At 69.4% G+C, this 19,561-nt stretch carries 19 protein-coding genes and 1 tRNA gene; 10 read left to right on the top strand and 10 right to left on the bottom strand.

Annotation, left to right across the window (positions count from 1 at the left end):
• The first annotated feature begins 21 nt into the window (after nt 1-21).
• On the top strand, nt 22-1,098 hold the full coding sequence (locus ACSVDD_RS13340; RefSeq protein WP_448190067.1) for a BMP family ABC transporter substrate-binding protein: 1,077 nt from the start codon (nt 22-24) through the stop codon (nt 1,096-1,098).
• A gap of 58 nt (nt 1,099-1,156) precedes the next feature.
• The gene (locus tag ACSVDD_RS13335; RefSeq protein ID WP_448189851.1) at nt 1,157-2,221 is read left to right on the top strand and encodes a hypothetical protein; all 1,065 of its coding nucleotides are present in this window, start codon (nt 1,157-1,159) and stop codon (nt 2,219-2,221) included.
• Nucleotides 2,222-2,234: 13 nt separating this feature from the next.
• Here the strand turns inward: ACSVDD_RS13335 and ACSVDD_RS13330 are convergent, their stop codons facing one another.
• Both ACSVDD_RS13330 and corA read right to left on the bottom strand, forming a co-directional pair.
• Nucleotides 2,235-2,633, bottom strand: coding sequence for a hypothetical protein (locus tag ACSVDD_RS13330; RefSeq protein ID WP_448189850.1), 399 nt, complete (start codon nt 2,631-2,633; stop codon nt 2,235-2,237).
• A gap of 49 nt (nt 2,634-2,682) precedes the next feature.
• Complete coding sequence (gene corA / locus ACSVDD_RS13325) at nt 2,683-3,654, bottom strand: magnesium/cobalt transporter CorA (RefSeq protein WP_448189849.1); 972 nt, start codon at nt 3,652-3,654, stop codon at nt 2,683-2,685.
• Nucleotides 3,655-3,746: 92 nt separating this feature from the next.
• Here corA and ACSVDD_RS13320 point away from each other — a divergent pair, with 92 nt between their 5' ends.
• Nucleotides 3,747-4,217 carry a c-type cytochrome gene (locus ACSVDD_RS13320; RefSeq protein WP_448189848.1) on the top strand — a complete coding sequence of 157 codons (471 nt, stop codon included), beginning with the start codon at nt 3,747-3,749 and terminating at the stop codon, nt 4,215-4,217.
• A gap of 102 nt (nt 4,218-4,319) precedes the next feature.
• On the top strand, nt 4,320-4,718 hold the full coding sequence (locus tag ACSVDD_RS13315; protein WP_448189847.1) for a hypothetical protein: 399 nt from the start codon (nt 4,320-4,322) through the stop codon (nt 4,716-4,718).
• 6 nt (nt 4,719-4,724) lie between these two features.
• Here the strand turns inward: ACSVDD_RS13315 and coaD are convergent, their stop codons facing one another.
• Nucleotides 4,725-5,243, bottom strand: coding sequence for a pantetheine-phosphate adenylyltransferase (gene coaD, locus ACSVDD_RS13310; protein WP_448189846.1), 519 nt, complete (start codon nt 5,241-5,243; stop codon nt 4,725-4,727).
• Nucleotides 5,244-5,390: 147 nt separating this feature from the next.
• On the opposite strand from coaD, the gene ACSVDD_RS13305 reads away from it, so the two are divergent.
• The 6 genes from ACSVDD_RS13305 (at nt 5,391) to ACSVDD_RS13280 (ending at nt 12,965) form a co-directional block, all read left to right on the top strand.
• The gene (locus ACSVDD_RS13305) at nt 5,391-5,966 is read left to right on the top strand and encodes a hypothetical protein (protein WP_448189845.1); all 576 of its coding nucleotides are present in this window, start codon (nt 5,391-5,393) and stop codon (nt 5,964-5,966) included.
• 114 nt (nt 5,967-6,080) lie between these two features.
• Nucleotides 6,081-9,656, top strand: a complete 3,576-nt coding sequence (nifJ, locus tag ACSVDD_RS13300; RefSeq protein ID WP_448189844.1) for a pyruvate:ferredoxin (flavodoxin) oxidoreductase — start codon at nt 6,081-6,083, stop codon at nt 9,654-9,656.
• A gap of 15 nt (nt 9,657-9,671) precedes the next feature.
• Complete coding sequence (locus ACSVDD_RS13295) at nt 9,672-10,673, top strand: dihydroorotate dehydrogenase-like protein (protein WP_448189843.1); 1,002 nt, start codon at nt 9,672-9,674, stop codon at nt 10,671-10,673.
• A gap of 74 nt (nt 10,674-10,747) precedes the next feature.
• The gene (locus tag ACSVDD_RS13290) at nt 10,748-11,656 is read left to right on the top strand and encodes a ribose-phosphate diphosphokinase (RefSeq protein ID WP_448189842.1); all 909 of its coding nucleotides are present in this window, start codon (nt 10,748-10,750) and stop codon (nt 11,654-11,656) included.
• Between the two features lie 127 nt (nt 11,657-11,783).
• The gene (locus tag ACSVDD_RS13285) at nt 11,784-12,302 is read left to right on the top strand and encodes a hypothetical protein (protein WP_448189841.1); all 519 of its coding nucleotides are present in this window, start codon (nt 11,784-11,786) and stop codon (nt 12,300-12,302) included.
• A 237-nt stretch (nt 12,303-12,539) separates the two neighbouring features.
• Nucleotides 12,540-12,965, top strand: a complete 426-nt coding sequence (locus ACSVDD_RS13280; RefSeq protein WP_448189840.1) for an OsmC family protein — start codon at nt 12,540-12,542, stop codon at nt 12,963-12,965.
• Between the two features lie 29 nt (nt 12,966-12,994).
• Here the strand turns inward: ACSVDD_RS13280 and ACSVDD_RS13275 are convergent, their stop codons facing one another.
• The 7 genes from ACSVDD_RS13275 to ACSVDD_RS13245 form a co-directional block, all read right to left on the bottom strand.
• Nucleotides 12,995-13,243 carry a hypothetical protein gene (locus ACSVDD_RS13275; RefSeq protein WP_448189839.1) on the bottom strand — a complete coding sequence of 83 codons (249 nt, stop codon included), beginning with the start codon at nt 13,241-13,243 and terminating at the stop codon, nt 12,995-12,997.
• Nucleotides 13,244-13,642: 399 nt separating this feature from the next.
• Nucleotides 13,643-14,014, bottom strand: coding sequence for a response regulator (locus ACSVDD_RS13270; RefSeq protein WP_448189838.1), 372 nt, complete (start codon nt 14,012-14,014; stop codon nt 13,643-13,645).
• Nucleotides 14,015-14,277: 263 nt separating this feature from the next.
• Nucleotides 14,278-14,352, bottom strand: a tRNA-Thr gene (locus ACSVDD_RS13265).
• Nucleotides 14,353-14,420: 68 nt separating this feature from the next.
• The gene (locus ACSVDD_RS13260; RefSeq protein ID WP_448190066.1) at nt 14,421-16,346 is read right to left on the bottom strand and encodes a polysaccharide biosynthesis protein; all 1,926 of its coding nucleotides are present in this window, start codon (nt 16,344-16,346) and stop codon (nt 14,421-14,423) included.
• 32 nt (nt 16,347-16,378) lie between these two features.
• Entirely contained in the window at nt 16,379-17,332 is a 954-nt protein-coding gene (locus tag ACSVDD_RS13255) for a UDP-glucose 4-epimerase family protein (RefSeq protein ID WP_448189837.1), read from the bottom strand.
• A complete protein-coding gene (locus ACSVDD_RS13250) occupies nt 17,329-18,348 on the bottom strand; it encodes an MraY family glycosyltransferase (protein WP_448189836.1) in 1,020 nt (339 codons plus the stop codon). Before ACSVDD_RS13250 ends, ACSVDD_RS13255 begins: the two co-directional genes overlap by 4 nt.
• Nucleotides 18,345-19,556: a glycosyltransferase family 4 protein gene (locus ACSVDD_RS13245; protein ID WP_448189835.1), complete on the bottom strand. Its 1,212-nt coding sequence runs from the start codon at nt 19,554-19,556 to the stop codon at nt 18,345-18,347. Before ACSVDD_RS13245 ends, ACSVDD_RS13250 begins: the two co-directional genes overlap by 4 nt.
• Between the last annotated feature and the right edge of the window lie 5 nt (nt 19,557-19,561).

Below are 19,561 nucleotides of genomic sequence, written 5' to 3'. Positions count from 1 at the left end.
ACTCACGTGAACAGAAGGACCATGGGCAAGGCGCTCCTCAGCCTCGCGGGCGCCGCGGTGGCGTTGGCGGTGGGCGCCGGTGGGGCGATGGCGCAGGACAAGCTGAAGGTCGGCTTCGTCTATGTCGGCCCGATCAGCGACCACGGCTATTCCTACCAGCACGACCAGGGCCGCCTCCAGTTGGAGAAGGCGCTGGGCGACAAGGTCACCACGACCTACGTCGAGAACGTGCCGGAAGGCGCCGACGCCGAGCGCGTCATCGAGCAGCTGGCCGCCCAGGGCCACAAGCTGATCTTCACCACCTCGTTCGGGTTCATGAACCCGACGCTGAAGGTGGCGCAGCGCTATCCCGACGTGAAGTTCGAGCACGCGACGGGCTACAAGCGCACGGCCAACCTCGCCACCTACTCGGCGCGCTTCTACGAGGGCCGCACCATCGTCGGCCAGATCGTCGGCAAGCTGACCAAGTCGAACATCATCGGCTACGTCGCCTCCTTCCCGATCCCCGAGGTGGTCAGCGGCATCAACGCCATGACGCTGGCGCTGCGCGAGGTCAATCCGAAGGCCGAGGTGCGCGTGGTCTGGGTGAATTCCTGGTACGACCCGCCCAAGGAGGCCGAGGCCGCCAAGGCGCTGATCGACCAGGGCGCCGACATCATCGTCCAGCACACCGACAGCCCGGCGCCGATCCAGGCCGCCGAGGAGCGCGGCCTGTTCGCCGTCGGCCAGTCGTCGGACATGACCCGCTTCGGCCCGAAGGCGCACCTGACCGCCATCGTCGACGATTGGGGCGGCTACTACATCAAGCGCACCAAGATGGTCCTCGACGGCACCTGGAAGTCGGAAGACACCTGGGGCGGCCTGAAGGACGAGATGCTGCATCTGGCGCCCTACAACCCGGCGATCCCGGCGGACGTGGTGGCGCTGGCCGACAAGACCAAGGCCGACATCATGTCGGGTGCCCGGCACTCCTTCACCGGCCCGATCAAGGACCAGTCCGGCAAGGAGGTCATCCCGGCCGGCAAGCACGCCAGCGACGAGCAGATCCTCAAGATGGACTATTTCGTCGAGGGCGTCGTCGGCAAGCTGCCGAAGTAAGGTGACGGCGGACGGGGGCGGCGCCCCCGTCCCCTGACCCCTGTTGGGAGGGGCGGCGTTGCAGGTCACGCAGGACGATCTTCGGGCCGCGGCCGACGCGGGCATCATCACGCCGGAGCAGACGGACGCGCTGCAACGTTTCCTGGAAGCACGCAGCACCGAAGCGGGCGGCCCGCGATTCGGTCTGGTGTCGGTCCTCTGGTACGCCGGTGCGCTGGTCATCATCGGCGCCATGGGCCTGTTCTCCACCATCGGTTTCGCAAGCTTCGGCAGCGGCTTCCTGCTGGCGACGGCGCTGGTCTATGCCGCGGGGTTTGCCGGAGTCGGGGCGGCGCTGTGGCGGCGGCCGGCGCCGTTCGAAATCCTGGGCGGGCTGCTCGTCGCCGTGGCCGTGACGATGGCGCCGCTCGCCACCTTCGCGGTGCAGGATCTGCTGGGCTGGTGGGAGGACAAGCCACCCGGCGCCTATCGTGACTTCTACATCTGGGTCAAGCAGAGTTGGGTGCCCATGGATCTGGCGACCATCGCCGCCGGGATCGCGGCGCTGTGCTGGGTCCGCTTCCCGTTCCTCGTCATGCCGGTGGCGGTGGCGCTGTGGTTCCTGTCGATGGACTTCGCCCATTGGGTGACGGGCGGGGCGCACGGCGAGTGGGAGTATTTTCGTCAGGTCACACTGGTGTTCGGGCTTGGCGTTCTGGCTGTCGCGTGGGTCGTCGATGTCCGGGCCAAGAAGGACTTTGCGTTCTGGCTCCACCTCTTCGGCCTGATGTCGTTCTGGGGCGGCCTGTCGAGCCTCGACAGCGGCAGCGAGATCGGGCGCGCGCTCTACGCCGTCATCAACGCCGGGCTCGTCGCGCTTTCGGTGTTCCTCAACCGGCGCGCCTACGCAGTGTTCGGTGCGTTGGGCGTGTCGTTTTACCTGGGCCATCTGGCCGAGACGGTCTTCCGCGATTCGCTGCTGTTCCCCTTCGCCCTGTCGCTGATCGGGGTGGCCATCATCGCGCTTGGGATCGTCTTGGTGCGGCGGGCCGAGGCCTTGCAGGCATGGATGCAGGCGCATCTTCCGGCTGGGGTGCTCGCCCTGCGCCCGGCCCATGCCCGCATCGCGAACGGTGCGCTGTAGAGCGGCTGTCCCTTCAGGCCGGCGGGTTGCGGCCAAGGACGCGCCAGCCCTCGTCGGCGATGCGCAGCACTTCGGGGCCTGAGCCGGCGGGATTGGGCTCCAGCGTGACCAGTTCGCGGTCTTCCAGCCACGCCCAGCGCGGCACCTCGGCGGTGGTCGGCACCCAGCCTTCGGCGAGGCGCTCCAGCACCGCGCGTTCGGCGCCGTCCACCTTGAACTTCGCCTTGGCCCTGGGGGCAGGGGCTGGTTCGGCGAGGGGAGGGGCGTCGCCACCGGCGCGGGCGCGGATCCACTCCGTCTGATAGGCGCGCAGGGCTTGCTCCAACTCGGCCAGCACCGGCTGGACCGGGCAGCGCAGGTAGGTCTCCAGCAGCGCGCGCAGCGCGGCGTCGGGGGTAGTGGGGTTGGTCATGGCGGCTCCGGTACCGGCGGTTGGCGACATACGATCACCCATCAATACACTACAACCACCCCGTCCGCTTGAAGCGCCAGTACAGGAACACGCACGCCGCCACGATGGCCGACAGCGCGGCGGGGTAGCCGTAGGTCCACTCCAGTTCGGGCATGTTCTTGAAGTTCATGCCGTAGATGCCCGCCACCGCGGTCGGCACGGCGAGGATGGCGGCCCAGGCCGCCAGCTTGCGCGTCACGTCGTTCTGCCGCGCCGAGGCCAGCATCATGCTGGCCTCGAAGGCGAAGGACAGCAGCTCGCGCAAGGACACCACCGCCTCGTTCGCCCGGATCACGTGGTCGTAGACGTCGCGGAAATACGGGTGCATCTCCTCGTCGATCATCGGCAGCGGGAAGCGCTCCAGGCGCGAGCACACCTCCATCATCGGCGAGGAGGCGCGACGCAGGCGCTCCAGGTCGCGGCGGACCTGGGCGATGCGCGCCACCTCGGCGGGCGTCGGTGGGCGGTGCAGCAGGCGCTGCTCCAGCTTCGACACGTCCTCCTCCAGCGCGTCCAACACCGGGAAGTAGCAGTCCACCACATAGTCCATGATGGCGTAGAGCACGAAGTCCACGCCGTGGCGCAGCAGATCCGGCGCGCTCTCGCACCGCGCGCGCACCGGCGAATAGGTTGCCGACGCGCCGTGCCGCACCGTCACCACATAGCCGCGTCCGGCGAAGACGTGCGTCTCGCCGAAATGGATGCGCCCGTCGGTCAGCCGCGCGGTGCGCAGCACCAGGAAGACGGCGTCGCCGTAGACCTCGATCTTCGGGCGCTGGTGGGCGTGCAGCGCGTCCTCGATGGCCAACTCGTGCAGGCCGAATTGCTGCTGCACCTGACGCAGCAGCGCCTCGTCCGGTTCCAGCAGGCCGACCCAGACGAAGTGGTCGTCGCGTTCCGCCCAGGCCCCTGCCTCTTCAACCGGAACGTCGGCGACGCGCCGTCCGTCGTGGTAGGCAGCGGACGCGACCACTGTGCTCATCGGTTCCCTCCCCGGGGACAAATCTGCTAGGAGCCTAGACGCGCCGCCCGCCTCGTGTCGAGATTCCGGTGCGCGTGAGCGGGAGTGCCTGGATGGGGTTGCGCGTCAGCGTCTGGTTGCTGGGGATCGCCGCGATGGCGGCGCTGCTGTACGCCCTGGTGGTGAGCGAACCGAGCGAGCAACTGCGGCCGGACGCCGGCAACGCGCCGCTGGTGGCGCTCGGCAAGCTGGTCTATGCCCAGCACTGCGCATCGTGCCACGGCGCCAAACTGGAGGGGCAGCCCAATTGGCGCGAGCGCCGGCCCGATGGCCGCCTGCCGGCCCCGCCGCACGATGCCGAGGGGCACACCTGGCACCATTCCGACGACCAGCTCATCGCCATGGTGAGCGAGGGCATGGCACCGTTCGCGCCGGCCGATTACGTCAGCGACATGCCGGCGTTCAAGGGCACGCTGAGCGAGCGCGAGATCGTCGCCGTGCTTGCCTACATCAAAAGCACATGGCCGCCCGCTGCCCGCGACCGGCAGGCGCGCGTCAGCGCCCAGGCCAAGCGCCCGAGCTAAGCGCCCAGGCAACAAAGTCCCGCGTCCGCTGTTTCTTCGCCGTGGGCCGGCGCAAGCGGGGCAATTCCGCCCGCCCGACCGGCGGGAAGGACGGCAGACGCCATGCATCGCACGCTGATGGCCGGTATGTCCCTGATGGCGCTGTTCGCCGTTGCGGGCTGTGTCCAGGACACTTCGGGAAGGCCTGTCACCAACGCCGGAAGCGCTGGGTTCGGGCGCATAGACGGTGCCTGCCAGCCGGGCAACATGGACCCCAACTGCATCAGCAGCAGCCGGCTCGGCTCCGCCGGCGCCAGTTGGCCGGACGGCGGCAACACCACCATGTACGGCACCAGCGACGACCCCGCCTTCGGGGTGCAGCCGCAGAATCGCCGCGGGACCGCCAACCGGCCGGGCGCCGGCATGCCGATCGAGCCGAGCAACAACCCGCCGAGCCTGTCGCCCGGCACGCTGTCGGGCAACGCCGGCAAGCGCACCACCGGCGAACCGGGAGGAAACTGAGGAGCCTCAGCCGGGCGGCGTCAGCCTCGCGGCGTAGCGGTCCTGCATGGCCGCCAGCACCGCGGGGGTGACGTAGCGGCCGACCACCTTTTCCCAGCCGACGTGTCCGACCAGACCGCGCACGAAGCTGGAGCTGACTTCGCGCAGCTCCCGCGGCGGCATCAGCGCGACCGTCAGCATCTCAGGCGCCAGATCGCCGTTCACGTGGCGCATCATCATCTCGTAGGTGAAGTCCGACTCGCTGCGGATGCCGCGCAGCAGGATGTCGGCGCCGCGCTTGCGGGCGAAGTCCACCAGGAACAGGCGCTCGAAGCTGTCCACCTCGATGTGCCCGTTTAGGCCCGCCTCGGCAATGCTGGTGCGGGTCAGTTCCAGGCGCTGTTCCAGCGGGAAGGTCGGCGTCTTGCCGGGGTTGACGCCGATGGCGACGATCACCCGGTCGAACAGCCGCGCGCCCTGCTGGATCATCCACAGGTGCCCTCGGGTGACCGGGTCGAGGCTGGCGGCGTAGATGGCGGTGGCCATGGGGGGCGCTCCGAAACGTCTGCCCAGTGGTAATAACACGGAAAAGCCTGTGGAAGAACGCAACCTGCGCGGACGGACGGGGGAGCTTCCCGCGGACCTTACGGCGCCCCAGATCAAGGGAAGGACCTCACTTCTGGAGAGCGCTCGATGTTCGATCCCGGGGACCTCGGCCGTATCACGCCCGACGAACAGGTGGACGCGCTGCGCACGCTGATCGCGGTCTTCGCCACCTCGGTGCAGCGGCCCGGCCAGCCGGCGCGGAACGCCGTCACCGCCGAGATCCTCGACATCCTCGACGAGGTGCCGCCCGATCGGGCGGAGCCTGTGGCGCAGCTCTTCACCATGATGGCGCTGCGCCTGCGCCGCCGCACCCGGCCGCGCAGCACCATCTTCCGCCAAGCCATCGAGACGGCGCTGCTGGCGCGCGCCTATCACGGCGCCGAGACGCCGGACGGCGAGGTGGCCTACCTGACGGCGGAGCGCCCGAGCCTCGCCGACATCGAGACCGCCTGCGGCGACCTGATGGAGCGTCTGGACGAGGTGCCCGAGGACGACCGCCCCGCCTGGATCACCGCCGAGGTGATCGCCGCCGCCCTGGTCCACGCCGAGGGCGACCAGCGCCTGGGCGGCCCCGACCGCGAGGTCGGTGATCTGGCGGTGGCGGAATTCCTGCTGCGGGCGACGGCGCAGTACCTCGCGGCGACGGCGAAGCGGGGGGCGTAGCACCCTCATCCTGCTGCCATACGCCGCAGCACAGGAACTGACATCGGTCATAGCAAACGGCCCACGGCCGGGCTCACACTCACCGGGCACGCACCGCCTGATGAGAGAAGCGCCATGCCGAAGTCTTCCGTCACCATCATGGACGGCAACGAGGCCGCCGCGTCGGTGGCCTACCGGGCCAGTGAGGTCATCGCCATCTACCCGATCACCCCGTCCTCGCCCATGGGCGAGCTGTCGGACGAGTGGTCGGCGCAGCGCAAAACCAACGTCTGGGGCGCCATTCCCCAGGTCATCGAGATGCAGTCGGAGGGCGGTGCGGCCGGTGCCGTGCACGGTGCGCTCCAGGCCGGCGCTCTGGCGACGACGTTCACGGCGTCGCAGGGCCTGCTGCTGATGATCCCCAACATGTACAAGATCGCCGGCGAGCTGACGCCGTTCTGCATGCACGTGGCGGCGCGCACGCTGGCGACGCACGCGCTGTCGATCTTCGGCGATCACTCCGACGTCATGGCCTGCCGGCAGACCGGATTCGCCATGCTGGCATCGGCCAACGTGCAGGAGGCGCACGACATGGCGCTGGTGGCGCACGCGGCGACGCTGGCGAGCCGCGTGCCGTTCCTGCACTTCTTCGATGGATTCCGCACCTCGCACGAGGTGAACCGGGTCGAGACGCTGGACGATTCGGACATCCGCGCGCTGCTGGACGACGGCGCGGTGAGCGCGCACCGGCACCGCGGGCTCACCCCCGACCGCCCCGTGCTGCGCGGCACGGCGCAGAACCCGGACGTGTTCTTCCAGGCCCGCGAGGCCGGCAACCGCTATTACGAGGCCTGCCCGGCAACGGTGCAGGAGATGATGGACCGGCTGGCCGCGCGCACCGGCCGCACCTACCACCTGTACGACTACGTCGGCCACCCGCAGGCCGAGCGCGTGGTGATTGCCATGGGCTCGGGCGCCGAGACCTGCGCCGAGACGGCGGCCTACCTCGCCGGCAAGGGCGAGCGGGTGGGCTGCCTGATCGTGCGCCTCTACCGGCCGTTCTCCATCGCCGAGTTCGTCATGGCGCTGCCGGAGACGGTGCAGCGCATCGCCGTGCTCGACCGCACCAAGGAGCCAGGCGCCGTCGGCGATCCGCTGTACCTCGACGTGGTCGCGGCGCTGGCCGAGGCGCGGGCGGCGGGCAGCCTGCATGCCGATCCGCTGGTGGTGGCCGGCCGCTATGGCCTGTCGTCCAAGGAGTTCACGCCCGCCATGGTCAAGGGCGTGTTCGACGAGTTGTCGCGCGACCGGCCGAAGCGCCGCTTCACGGTGGGCATCGTCGACGACGTGACGCACACCTCGATCCCCTGGGACCCGGATTTCGACACCGAGGGCGACGAGGTCCAGCGCGCGGTGTTCTTCGGCCTGGGTGCCGACGGCACGGTGGGCGCCAACAAGAACTCCATCAAGATCATCCAGGGCCACACCGGCCAGCACGCCCAGGCGTACTTCGTCTACGACAGCCGCAAGTCCGGCTCGACCACGGTGTCGCACCTGCGCTTCTCGCACAGGCCGATCCGGGCGCCGTACCTGATCCGTCAGGCGCAGTTCGTCGCCTGCCACCATTTCCCGCTGATGGAGCGCATGGAGGTGCTGGAGATCGCCGCCCCCGGCGCCACAGTTCTGCTGAACGCGGTCGGCACGCCCGAGGAGGTGTGGGCCAAGCTGCCGCACGAGGCGCAGCGGGCGTGCATCGACAAGAAGGTCGCCCTCTACACGGTGGACGCCAACGCGGTGGCGCGCGAGGCTGGCATGGGCCGGCGCATCAACACCATCATGCAGACGTGCTTCTTCGCGCTCGCCAAGGTGATGCCGCAGGACGAGGCGATCGACGACATCAAGGGCGCCATCCAGAAGACCTACGGCCGGCGCAGCGAGGAGGCGGTGAAGCGCAACTTCGCCGCGGTGGATCAAGCGCTCGCCCACCTGCGCCGCATCGACCTGCCCGAGCGCGTCACCGCCAGCCACGGCCGCCCGGCGCTGGTGCCCGACCACGCGCCGGACTTCGTCAAGCGCGTCTCCGGCGTCATCATCGCCGGCCACGGCGACAAGCTGCCGGTGAGTGCCTTCCCGGTGGACGGCACGTGGCCCACGGGCACCGCCAAGTACGAGAAGCGCAGCATCGCGCTGGAGGTGCCGGCTTGGCACGCCGAGCTGTGCATCCAGTGCAACAAGTGCGCGATGGTCTGCCCGCACGGCGTCATCCGCGTCAAGGCGGTGCCGGAATCGGCGCTGGCGCAAGCGCCGGAGGACTTCACCACGCTGGCATACAAGGGCAATGAATTCGGGGAGGCGCGGTACCGCTTGCAGGTGTCGCCGGCCGACTGCACGGGCTGCACGCTGTGCGTCGAGGTCTGCCCGGCCAAGGACAAGGCCAACCCGCGGCGCAAGGCGCTGGAGATGCGCCCCATCGAGGAACTGCACGCCGAGCAGGCCGCCTTCGACTATTTCCTGACGCTGCCCGAGGCGCCGCGCGAGCAGGTGCCGCTGACCGTCAAGCACACCCAGCTGTTCGAGCCGCTGTTCGAGTTCTCCGGCGCCTGCGCCGGCTGCGGCGAGACGCCGTACGTCAAGCTGCTGACCCAACTGTTCGGCGACCGGGCGGTGATCGCCAACGCCACGGGGTGCTCGTCGATCTACGGCGGCAATTTGCCGACCACGCCCTACACGACCAACGCCGAGGGGCGCGGGCCGGCCTGGGCCAACTCGCTGTTCGAGGACAACGCCGAGTTCGGCTTGGGCATGCGCGTCGCCATCGACCAGATGGGCGAGCAGGCGCGCGACCTGCTGGCCGAGTTGGCCGGCGACCTGGACCCCGCTCTGGTCACCGCGCTGCTGTCGGCGGACATGGCCGACGAGGCCGGCATCGCCGCCCAGCGCGCCCGCGTCGCCGAACTGAAGGCGCGCCTGCCGGCCATCGACGACCCGCTGGCGCGGCGGCTGGAGGAGTTCGCCGACTACCTCGTGCGCAAGAGCGTGTGGATCGTCGGCGGCGACGGCTGGGCCTACGACATCGGCTATGGCGGGTTGGATCACGTGCTGGCGTCGGACCGCGACGTCAACATCCTGGTCATGGACACCGAGGTGTACTCCAACACCGGCGGTCAGCAGTCCAAGGCGACGCCCATCGGCGCGTCCGCCAAGTTCGCCATGGCCGGGCGCTCGGTCGCCAAGAAGGACCTGGGGCTCATCGCCATGGCCTACGAGCACGTCTACGTGGCGCAGGTGGCATTCGGCGCCAAGGACTCGCAGACGCTGGCCGCCTTCGCCGAGGCGGAGAGCCACAAGGGGCCGTCGCTGATCATCGCCTACAGCCACTGCATCGCGCACGGCTACGACATGGCGCACGGGCTGAAACAGCAGAAGCTGGCGGTGGACAGCGGGCACTGGCCGCTCTACCGCCACGACCCGCGCCGGCTCAACACCGGCGAGGCGCCGCTGGAGCTGGACAGCGGGCCGCCCAAGGTCAAGCTTGGCGACTTCATGGCCGGCGAGGCGCGCTTCCAGGTCGTCGAGCGCGACGATCCAGAGCGCTTCCGCGAGCTGCTGAAGCGGGCCGAGGCCAACAACCACCTGAAATACGACCTCTACCAGCACATGGCGGGCTTCTTCGAACCGCTGCCCGGCGAAGACGTCGGCGACAACGACTAAGGCGGAGGAACGGCCATGGATTTGACGACCGACTACATGGGCCTGACGCTGGCCCATCCGCTGATGCCCGGCGCCTCGCCGCTGGTGGACGACATGGACGTGGTGCGCCGGCTGGAGGATGCCGGGGCCAGCGCCATCGTCATGCACTCGCTGTTCGAGGAGCAGATCACCGGCTTGCAGATGAGCGCGCTGGAGGCGCGCGAGAGCACGGACTTCCTCACCCCCGAGGCGCGCGGCTTCTTCCCGCCGCTGGACCGCTACGCCCTGGGGCCGGAAGCGTATCTGGGGCAGATTGCCCGCATCAAGGAAGCCGTGGCGGTGCCGGTGATCGCGTCCCTGAACGGCGTGACGCCCGCCGGCTGGACCCGCCACGCCAGCCTGATCGAGGACGCTGGGGCGGACGCGCTGGAGCTGAATGTCTACTTCATGGCGCTCGACCCGGAGGTGACGGCGCAGGGCATCGAGGACCGGCTGGTCGAGCTGGTGCGGATGGTCCGCGCGGCGGTCAGCATTCCGCTGGCGGTCAAGCTGTCGCCGACCGTCACCGCGCTGCCGGCGCTGGTCAAGCGCCTGGCGGGGGAGGGGGTGAACGGGCTGGTGCTGTTCAACCGCTTCTACCAGCCGGACATCGACGTGGAGTCGCTGGAGGCGGTGCCGACGCTGGAGCTGTCCCGGTCGCACGAGCTGCGCCTGCGGTTGCGCTGGCTGGCGGCGCTGTCCGGGCGGGTCACACCGTCGCTGGCCGCGTCCGGCGGGGTGCACACGGCGGTGGATGCGCTGAAGGCGGTGATGGCCGGGGCGCACGCCGTGCAGGTGGTCTCGGCGTTGCTCCAGCACGGGCCGGAGCATCTGAAGACGATGCGCGACGATCTCACGCGCTGGCTGGAGGAGCACGAGTACGAATCCCTGGCCCAGGCGCAGGGCAGCATGAACCTGCTGCACTGCCCCGACCCGGCGGCGTTCGAGCGCGGGAATTACCAGAAGATCCTGCAGGGGTGGAAACGTTCGGGCTGGTGAGATAGCCCCGCCTCCCTTGACCGCCACCGGACGCCTGCGCCAAGCTGCCCATCGTTTCGGCAACCGAGCCCATCATGTCGACCCTGAACTACACCCCGCCGATGAGCCGCTACACCGGCGTCTACGGTTTCCCGGAATCGGCGGACGGGGCGCGGCGGCTGGCCGACGTGCTGGGCGTGCCCTGCGCCATCGCCGAACTGCACCGTTTTCCCGATGGCGAGAGCCTCGTGCGCGTGCCGGAGCGCATGGAACGCGCCATCCTCTACCGCTCGCTGGACCGGCCGAACGACAAGCTGATCGAGCTGGTGCTGGCCGCCTCGGCGCTGCGGCGCGAGGGGGCCACGGAGCTGTGCCTGGTGGCGCCCTACATGGCCTACATGCGCCAGGACGCGGTGTTCCGACCCGGCGAGCCGGTCAGCCAGAAGGTGGTCGGCGCGTGGCTGGCCCAGCACTTCGACCGCATCCTCTGCGTCGAGCCGCACCTGCACCGCACCGGCCAGTTGGACGAGGTGTTTCCCGGCCGCCGCACCGACGCTCTGTCCGGCGCCCCGGTGATCGCCGCGGCGTTGCGCGGCATCGACGCGGACACGGTGATCGTCGGCCCCGACGAGGAGGCCGAACCGCTGATCGAGGCAACGGCGCGCGGCCTCGGCGTGTCGTGGACCTGCGGCCGCAAGGAACGGCGGGGCGACCGCGACGTGACGGTGGTGCTGCCCGAGACGGCGGACCTGCGCGGTCGGCCGGTGGTGATCGTCGACGACGTCATCAGCTCCGGCGAGACGATCTTCTCCTGCGCCCGCGCCGCCCGCGCGCAGGGTGCCGGCTCGGTGCGCGTGATGGCGGTGCACGCCCTGTTCACGCCGGAGACGGCGGCCCGTTTCCCGGCCGAAGGGATCGACAGCGTGCAGTCCTGCGACGGCGTCCCTCATCCCTCCAACGCGCTGCCGCTGGCGCCGATGATCGCCGAGGCGCTGGCGCGCTGAGCAGCCCCATGGTGAATCCGCGCGGGCGGCCGACCCTGCGCGGTTTTGCGCCTCCACATTGTTTGCTCTTCGGAGTATGACAAGGTGAAGACGCTGGGGTGGCAAGAGGTTCCCAATGGCGGAGAAGATGCCCGCGGATCCGCGGGCGGCGCACATCGTCAAGCAGATGGCGCGCAAGCTCCAGGGCGATATCGTTGAGATGGGCAAGCGGCGCAACGGCCCGCCGCCCAAGACCTTTCCGCAGTTCCGCGAGATCCGCAACAAGCACCGCGAGATCCAGGGCCTGATGTTCTCCATCCAGGAACGGATCGCGGAGAGTGGTGACCTGCTGCCACCCAACTTCGCACAGTGGCTGGTGCGCCAGAAACTCAACGAGTTGGCGTCCTTCACCGACATCAGCCACGCCTTCGTCAGCGACCCGCCCCTCGCGCTGACCCACTCGCTGGGCGCCTTCGACGTGCTGACGTCGGAGCAGGCGTCCTTCAACGAAGTGCTGGGCTATTTCGACATGATGCTCTTCGAAGCGGGCATCGACGACAAAACCGCCGACGAACTGGACGCCACCCGCACCAAGATCGAGGCGACGCTGGCGATGCTCGGCACGCTGCTGGAGCAGAGCCCGACACCGCTTCAGGAATTTGAATAAGACGGGTATTTTTATCTTTTCCCTCAGGCGGCAGGCGGCCCCATCCGGGGCCTTGCCTTCGCGCACACGTGTGCGCGGGGCTCTCAGCGGATCCAAAGGATCCGCCTGCCGCCAGTGCAAACCAAAGGTTTGCGCGAGAGGCCTCAACGGCCCAGTCGCGCTGTGCGCTCCCCTTGGAGCGCCGGCTCGCGGCCCTAGCTTCCTCGCCGTAAACGAACAACGCGAGGGAGGCACACCATGGTGATGCGCACGTCCGACGCCGAATGGCGTGGCGATCTGAAGAGCGGCAAGGGTTCCATGCGGCTGGGGTCCGGGGCCTTCGAAGGGTCGTACTCGTTCCCCTCACGCTTCGAGAGCGGCCAGGGCACCAACCCCGAGGAGCTGATCGCGGCGGCGCACGCTGGCTGCTTCTCCATGGCGTTCTCGCACGGGCTGTCGCAGGCCGGGCACGTGCCGACCCGCGTTCACACCACCGCGCGCGTGCATCTGGAGCAGTCCGGCGGCGGCTTCGCCATCACCCGCATCGAACTGGACTGCGAAGCCCAGGTCCCCGGCATCGACGAGGCCGCCTTCAAGCAGCAGGCCGACGAGGCGAAGAAGAACTGCCCGGTGTCGAAGGCGCTGGCCGGCACGGAGATCACGCTGAACGCCCGGCTGGTGTGAGCGTGGCCGGGGAGGGGGGGGCAGGGCTCTCACCCCTCAAGCACCACCTCGACCTCGCTCATGTCGCTGAGGCGGCGCGCAAGGCGCTCGGTGCACAGGATTTCCAGAATGCCGAAGGCGCCCGATGGGCCGATGGAGTGAAGTTCGCCGGCCATGCCCTGTTCGGAGATGAAGCGCTTCAGCCGCTCGACGTGCGTGTCCCGCTCGGAGCGGCCGCGCAGGCCGCTGGTGATGCGGCTGAACTGCACCTTGTAGGGCTTGTAGATCGATGGAGCCAAGGCGGCGCTCCCCGGCGCTGATGGCCGTTCCACATCGTGAGGGGCTGGATGCCGGGCGTTCCTAGCACGCAGGCAATAACCGATGCACGCCCCAAATCGCTCGACCCTGCGGCGAATTGTTCACAGGTTGCCGAGACGTTCGCTTGACACCGCCGAGCGGGGCCGACACCCGAAATTGCAGCCCAAAATGTGTGCGAATGCCGCAAAATCTCAGCGAATCTGCCATTTTTTGGTAAGCCTAAGTTTTGGGCAAGGGGTCCATGGTCCTTTATCTGTCACAGGGACAGTGATTCGTCCCGAGATTCGCCAACAGGGTTATCCACAGATTGTGGGGATAAGCCGAAGGCGTTAGCGTATCCATAGGGTTATAGGGGATGTTGGGTGCATTCCATGCGCCGGTCAGGCGACCCGCGTCTCGATCTGGCTGAGCATGAACAGCAACTCGTTCGGGGTGTACGGCTTGAGCATGCGGTGCCAGCCGCGCACCTGGATCGCCTCCCTCACCTCCGGCGACGAATCGCCGGTCAGGATGATCACCGGCACCTTGGCCTTGATGACGTCCATCGCCTCCGGCACCGCGTCCAGCGCGGTCGCCGTGCCGAGCCGGTAATCGCAGAGCAGCACGTCCGGGCGGATGCCGGATTCGGTGATCTTCCAGACGAGGTCATCGCCGGTCGCCCCGGAGATCACGAGATAGCCGGCCGCCCGAAGGAAGGCCTCCGTGCCCGCACGGACCAGGGCGTCGTCCTCGATGAGAGTGACCGTGATCATGGATCACACGGAGCGTTTCGAGTGCATACCGTCAAGCAGAGCATACGCTGCGCCGCGTGACAACCGTGCCAGACAGCATAGGCCGGGCTCGGAAAAAGGCCGGCCGCCAGCGGGGAAGGGGCGGCCGGAAAAGGAATGCACTGTGCATTTGATGAGCGCGACTCGAAACGGATTTCCAGCGTGGAAGGTTCCGTGTGCCGCAAAATTTCATCGGAGGGTGCGCTGCCAAACCCGGCGCGCGATGTCCGCGGAGGAGGGAAAAATGGTGCTGCCAGAGAGGATTGAACTCTCGACCTCTCCCTTACCAAGGGAGTGCTCTACCACTGAGCTACGGCAGCCCCGTCCTGCGGTGGCGCGGTTTATACGATAGGCTTTCGAACCACGCAACCACTAAAACAGCAAAAATTCAGGCCTGTGCATCGGCGCGCGGCGGCTCCGCCTCGGCGCGGAAATCGGGCACGATGTTGGCGATGATGGTCAGCACGCGCTCGGCGTCGCCGGAGCGCGACGCGGCCTCCAACTCGCCCAGCGCGCGGTTGAGCAGCGCGTAGTCGATGACCCGCGGCGAAGCCAGGAAGACGCCGTCCGCCTCGGTGCGCGTCGGCGCCTCGGCGGCGGACAGGATCTCCTCGAATAGCTTCTCGCCGGGGCGCAGGCCGGTAAAGTGGACCTTGATGTCCACCTCCGGCCGGTAGCCGGCGAGGCGGATCATCTGCCGCGCCAGATCGACGATCTTCACCGGCTCGCCCATGTCGAGCACCAGCACCTTGCCGCGCTCCTCGGCGCGCCCGGCGCCATGGGCGGAGGCTTGCAGCACCAGTTCCACCGCCTCGCGCACGGTCATGAAATAACGGCGCATGTCCGGGTGGGTGACGGTCAGCGGGCCGCCCTGCGCCAGCTGGCGCTGGAACAGCGGCACCACCGAGCCCGACGAGCCCAGCACGTTGCCGAACCGCACCGTCATGAAGCGCGTCGTCGCCGCCCCGTCGCGGCCCGGCAGCACGTCGAGCGCCTGACAGTAGGACTCGGCGAATCGCTTGGTGGCGCCCATGACGCTGGTCGGGCGGATCGCCTTGTCGGTCGAGATCATCACCATGGCGAGGCAGCCCGACGCCCGCGCCGCATCCGCCACGTTGCGGGTGCCGACGACGTTGGTCAGCGACCCCTCGGTCGGGTTTTCCTCGACCAGCGGCACGTGCTTCAGCGCCGCGGCGTGGAAGACCATGACCGGGCGGTGGTCCTGGAACAGGCGGGACACGCGGTCGCGGTCGCGTACGTCGGCCAGCACGGCGTGCACGGCCAGTTCGGGGAAGCGCTCGCGGATCTCCATGTCGATGCTGTAGAGGTTGAACTCCCCCGCATCGACGAGCACGAGGTCGCTTGGGGTCAGCGCCGCGATCTGACGCACCAGCTCGCTGCCGATGGTGCCGCCGGCGCCGGTGACCAGCACGCGCCGGCCGGCGATCAGCTCGCTGATGGCGCCGCGGTCGAGCACCGACTGCGGGCGGCCCAGCAGGTCCTCGATGGCGATCGGGCGCACCTCGATCTTGCCCTCGTCGAGGGCCGACTTGAACTCGGTCAGGCTGGGCAGGCGCGACAGGGTGAGGCCGAGCGACTCCGCCTCGTCCAGCAGCGCGCGGACGGCGGCGCCCGGCACCTCGGCGTGGCCTTTGGTGAGGATCAGGCGTTGCGGACGCTCGCCCTTGCGGTCCAGCGTTTCGACGATGCCGCGCAGATCGTCGGTGCCGCCGAGCACGGGGATGCCGCGGACGGCCTGACCCATGCGGCGGTTCTTGTCGTCAAGGATGCCGACCACGCGGTAGGCGGTGTTGCCGTGCGCCTGCGAGCGGATGAACAGCTCCGCCGCGTCGCCGACGCCCAGCAGCAGCACGGGGATGCGCGGTACGCCCAGCAGATCGTCGCGGATCGACAGGCGCCGGTCCTTGAGCAGCCGGTAGACGAAGCGCGGTCCGCCCAGCAGCACGATCTGCACCAGCCAGAGGATCGGCGGCAGCGAGCGGGGCAGGGAATCCAGGCGGGTCACCAGGAACATGACCAGCACGAAGGTCAGCACCGACACCGTGACGGCGCGCACGACGTGCACGAGGTCGGGGATCGAGGCGTAGCGCCAGATGCCGCGGTACAGCCCCAGCAGCACGAACACCACGCCGGAGATGCCCACCATCATGGGGGCCGCCACCATCAGCACGTCGGCGTAGCCGCCGAAGGCCAGCATGCCCACGCGCAGGTACATCGCCAGCACGAAGGCGAGGCCGGTCATCACGAGGTCGTGCAGGTAGACGAGGAACGCCCGCGGTGACGGGATGCGCATCATGAGACCTTCAAAACACTCTGGCAAAACACTCAGCCGTGCAAAGCTTTGAACCATTCGGCGGTGGCGTGCAAGCCGGACGCGGCGGCGACCGGCGGCGACCAGCCCAGCGCCGCGCGAATGCTCGTGTCCTCGACAACCAGCGAACCGCCTACCCGGTGCCACGCGTCGCGCTTGCCGAGCAGCGACGCCGCCAGCGCCAGCAGCCCCGGCGGGGCGGGCAGCAGCCGGGGCCGCACGCCCAGCCCGGCGCTGAGATGGCGGACGAGGTCGGCGGTGGACAGAGGCGCGCCGTCGCTGACCAGGAAGGTCTTGCCGGCAGCGTCGGGGTGGGTCAGGCAGGTGGCGACGGCGTCGGCGAGGTTGCCGACGAAGATCAGGCTGCGCCGGTTGTCCACCCAGGCCAGCGGCAGCGGGATGCGCTTTTGGCAGATCGTCAACAGGGTGCGCAAATTACCGGCGACGCCGGGGCCGTAGACCAGCGGCGGGCGCAGGATCACCGGATCGAGCACGCCGCGCGCACTCAGGGTTTCGAGGATCTGTTCGGCTTCCCGCTTTGACACGCCGTAGGGGGAGTGCGGGGCGGCGGGCGTGGCGTCGGTCACCGGCTCGGGCCGGCTTTCGTCCACCACCGCCTTGATGGAGCTGAGATAGACGAAGCGGCGCACGCCGCGCTCGGCCGCGGATTCAGCGAGGCGGCGGGTGCCCTCGGTGTTGGTGCGGCGGAATTCGGCCAGCGGGTCGGCGGCGGTGTCGCGCATGACGTGCACGCGGGCGGCGAGGTGAACCACCGCGTCCACGCCGTCGAGGGCGGCGTTCCAGTCGGTGTCCGGGCCGATGTCGCCGATAACGGTCAGTTCGGCGCCGGGGACTGGCGCGTCGGCGCGTCGGACGGCGGCGCGGACGTGGTGGCCGCGGGCGAGCAGCAGCGGGACGAGGGCGCGGCCGACGAAGCCTGTGGCGCCGGTGACGAGGACGCGCATCATCGCCTGCCTCCCTCTCCCCAGAGGGGAGAGGGAAATTGGCGTACCATATACCCCAGCAGCAGCACGACCACCGCCGCCCCCGCCGGCAGCGCCGTCCAGCCGATGCTCAGCGACGCGGCGGCCAGCACCACCAGGGCGGCGTTGGCGACGAGCACGGCGCGGACGACCTCGGCGTGGCTGCGGCCGCGCTGGGTGGCTTTCTGGTAGAAGTGTTCGCGGTGGGCCTGCCAGACCTTCTTTCCCTCGGCGGCGCGGCGCAGCAGCGTGAAGGTCGCGTCCGTCAGGAAGTACGCCGGCACCAGCAGCGCCGCCGGCCACACTCCGCTGGCCGCCACCGTCAGCAGCAGCCAGCCCAGCGCGTAGCCCAGCGGCACGCTGCCGACGTCGCCCATGAAGACCTTGGCCGGATCCCAGTTCCAGCGCAGGAATCCCAGTGCCGCCCCGGCCGCCGCCAGCCCGTACAGCGCAAGATCCGGCTTCAGCCCGACAAGCCCCGCCACCAGCGCCAGCCCGCCGCCGATGGTCGCCGCCTCGCTTCCGGCCAGGCCGTTGATGCCGTCCATGAAGTTGAACAGATTGACGAACCACAGCCACGCCAGCGCCGCCAGCACCCGGTCGAGCCACAGCGGCGCCAGCCCTTGCAGCACCAGCCCGTCCGCCGGCAGCGCCGCCAGGCCGACGGCCACCGCGGCGATCTGCGTCATGAAGCGCGGCGCCGGCCCCAGGCCGCGCCGGTCGTCGATCCAGGAAATCGCCATCAGCGCCGCCGCCCCGGCCAGGATCGGCAGCACCGTACGCAACCCGCCATGCTCCCCGCCGATCAGCGCCCAGGCCGGCAGCAGGGTCAGCATCACCCCCCAGCCGCCGCCGCGCGGGGTGGGGATGGTGTGGCTGGAGCGGTCGTTGGGGTGGTCGAGGATCGCCTTGTGGCGCAGGTACGCCGTTACCCGCCCGACCAGCAGCCAGGACGCCGCCAGCGCACCGCCCAGCACCATCAGGGGGACCAGCGCGGTCACGCCGCGATCTTCTTGGCGAGGCCGGCGAGCAGCGTGCGGTACAACTCCACCGTCTTGGCGCCGACGCGTTCCGAGGCCATGTCGGATTCGACCAGTTTCCGGCTCGCCGTGGCGAAGCGGCGGCGCAGTTCGGCGTCGCGCGCCAGCGTGCCGATGGCCTCGGCCAGCGCCGCGGCATCGTCCGGCGGCACCAGCAGCGCGTTCTCGCCGGCGTGCGCCACCTCGCGGCAGCCCGGCACGTCGGTGGCGACGATGGCGCGGCCGCAGCTCGCCGCTTCCAGCAGGCTCTTGGGCAGCCCCTCGCGCCGCGACGGCAGCACGGCGATGTGGGCGCGCTTCCACACCTCGCGCACGTCGGCGACGTTGCCCGGCAGCTCGATGCCCGGCAGGGCCTTCCAGCGTTCCAACTCGGCGGGCGGGATGGAGGTGGGGTTCTCCGGGTCGGGCGTGCCGGCGAGGATCAGCCGCAAATCCAGCCCTTGCGTGCGCAACGCCTGATGCGCCTCGACCAGCGGGCGGACACCCTTGTCTTCCAGCAGGCGGCCGACGAAGCCGATGGTGACCGGCTCTGCTGGCTCTGGCAGCACGGCGAAGTGCTTCACGTCGATGCCGGAGCCGCGGATCAGGCTGACGCTGTTCGGGTCGACCAGCTTGCGCTTCACCAGCAGGTCGCGGTCGTCGGCGTTCTGGAGGATCAGGCGGCTGTTCGGGCGCTTCAGCACGATGCTCAGCATCGGGCGCATCACCGTGCCGGCGACGCGGCCCTTCAGCCCGCCGTTGCCGAGGAAGGCCGAGCCCAGGCCGGTCACCGCGTTGACCACCGCCGGCACCCCGGCGGCGATGGCGGCCAGTCCGCCCAGCAGGATCGGCTTCAGCGCCACGTGGTGGACGATGGCCGGCCGCTCGCGGCGGTACACCGCGTCGATCTCGCGGATGGCGGCCAGGGCACCGGTGGGGCTGACGCTGCGGCGCTGCCAGGACAGCGGCACGACGCGGAAGCCCTCCGCCTCGATGCGCTCGCGGTGCTGGTCGACGCGGGTCGCCACCACCACGTCGAAGCCAGCCTTCTTCGCGGCGCGCGCCATGGGCAGGCGGTGCGACCAGAAATACCAGTCCTCGGTGACGAGATAGAGCAGCTTCGGCCGCGCCGGGCGCAGGGCGGACGGCTTGACGGGGATGCTGGTCTTGCGGCGGGCGGGTGCGGGCAACGGAG

The organism is Azospirillum terrae, from assembly GCF_053470425.1.
This window is presented reverse-complemented; position numbering and strand designations above follow the sequence as displayed.

Excerpts from the sequence above, each read along its gene's own strand:
- ACSVDD_RS13330 (WP_448189850.1), bottom strand. The coding sequence starts at position 2,633 with ATGACCAACCCCACTACCCCCGACGCCGCGCTGCGCGCGCTGCTGGAG.
- ACSVDD_RS13340 (WP_448190067.1), top strand. The coding sequence starts at position 22 with ATGGGCAAGGCGCTCCTCAGCCTCGCGGGCGCCGCGGTGGCGTTGGCG.
- ACSVDD_RS13285 (WP_448189841.1), top strand. The coding sequence starts at position 11,784 with ATGCCCGCGGATCCGCGGGCGGCGCACATCGTCAAGCAGATGGCGCGC.
- ACSVDD_RS13305 (WP_448189845.1), top strand. The coding sequence starts at position 5,391 with ATGTTCGATCCCGGGGACCTCGGCCGTATCACGCCCGACGAACAGGTG.
- ACSVDD_RS13315 (WP_448189847.1), top strand. The coding sequence starts at position 4,320 with ATGCATCGCACGCTGATGGCCGGTATGTCCCTGATGGCGCTGTTCGCC.
- corA (WP_448189849.1), bottom strand. The coding sequence starts at position 3,654 with ATGAGCACAGTGGTCGCGTCCGCTGCCTACCACGACGGACGGCGCGTC.
- ACSVDD_RS13320 (WP_448189848.1), top strand. The coding sequence starts at position 3,747 with ATGGGGTTGCGCGTCAGCGTCTGGTTGCTGGGGATCGCCGCGATGGCG.
- ACSVDD_RS13280 (WP_448189840.1), top strand. The coding sequence starts at position 12,540 with ATGGTGATGCGCACGTCCGACGCCGAATGGCGTGGCGATCTGAAGAGC.
- ACSVDD_RS13290 (WP_448189842.1), top strand. The coding sequence starts at position 10,748 with ATGTCGACCCTGAACTACACCCCGCCGATGAGCCGCTACACCGGCGTC.
- ACSVDD_RS13260 (WP_448190066.1), bottom strand. The coding sequence starts at position 16,346 with ATGCGCATCCCGTCACCGCGGGCGTTCCTCGTCTACCTGCACGACCTC.
- nifJ (WP_448189844.1), top strand. The coding sequence starts at position 6,081 with ATGCCGAAGTCTTCCGTCACCATCATGGACGGCAACGAGGCCGCCGCG.
- coaD (WP_448189846.1), bottom strand. The coding sequence starts at position 5,243 with ATGGCCACCGCCATCTACGCCGCCAGCCTCGACCCGGTCACCCGAGGG.
- ACSVDD_RS13295 (WP_448189843.1), top strand. The coding sequence starts at position 9,672 with ATGGATTTGACGACCGACTACATGGGCCTGACGCTGGCCCATCCGCTG.
- ACSVDD_RS13270 (WP_448189838.1), bottom strand. The coding sequence starts at position 14,014 with ATGATCACGGTCACTCTCATCGAGGACGACGCCCTGGTCCGTGCGGGC.
- ACSVDD_RS13255 (WP_448189837.1), bottom strand. The coding sequence starts at position 17,332 with ATGATGCGCGTCCTCGTCACCGGCGCCACAGGCTTCGTCGGCCGCGCC.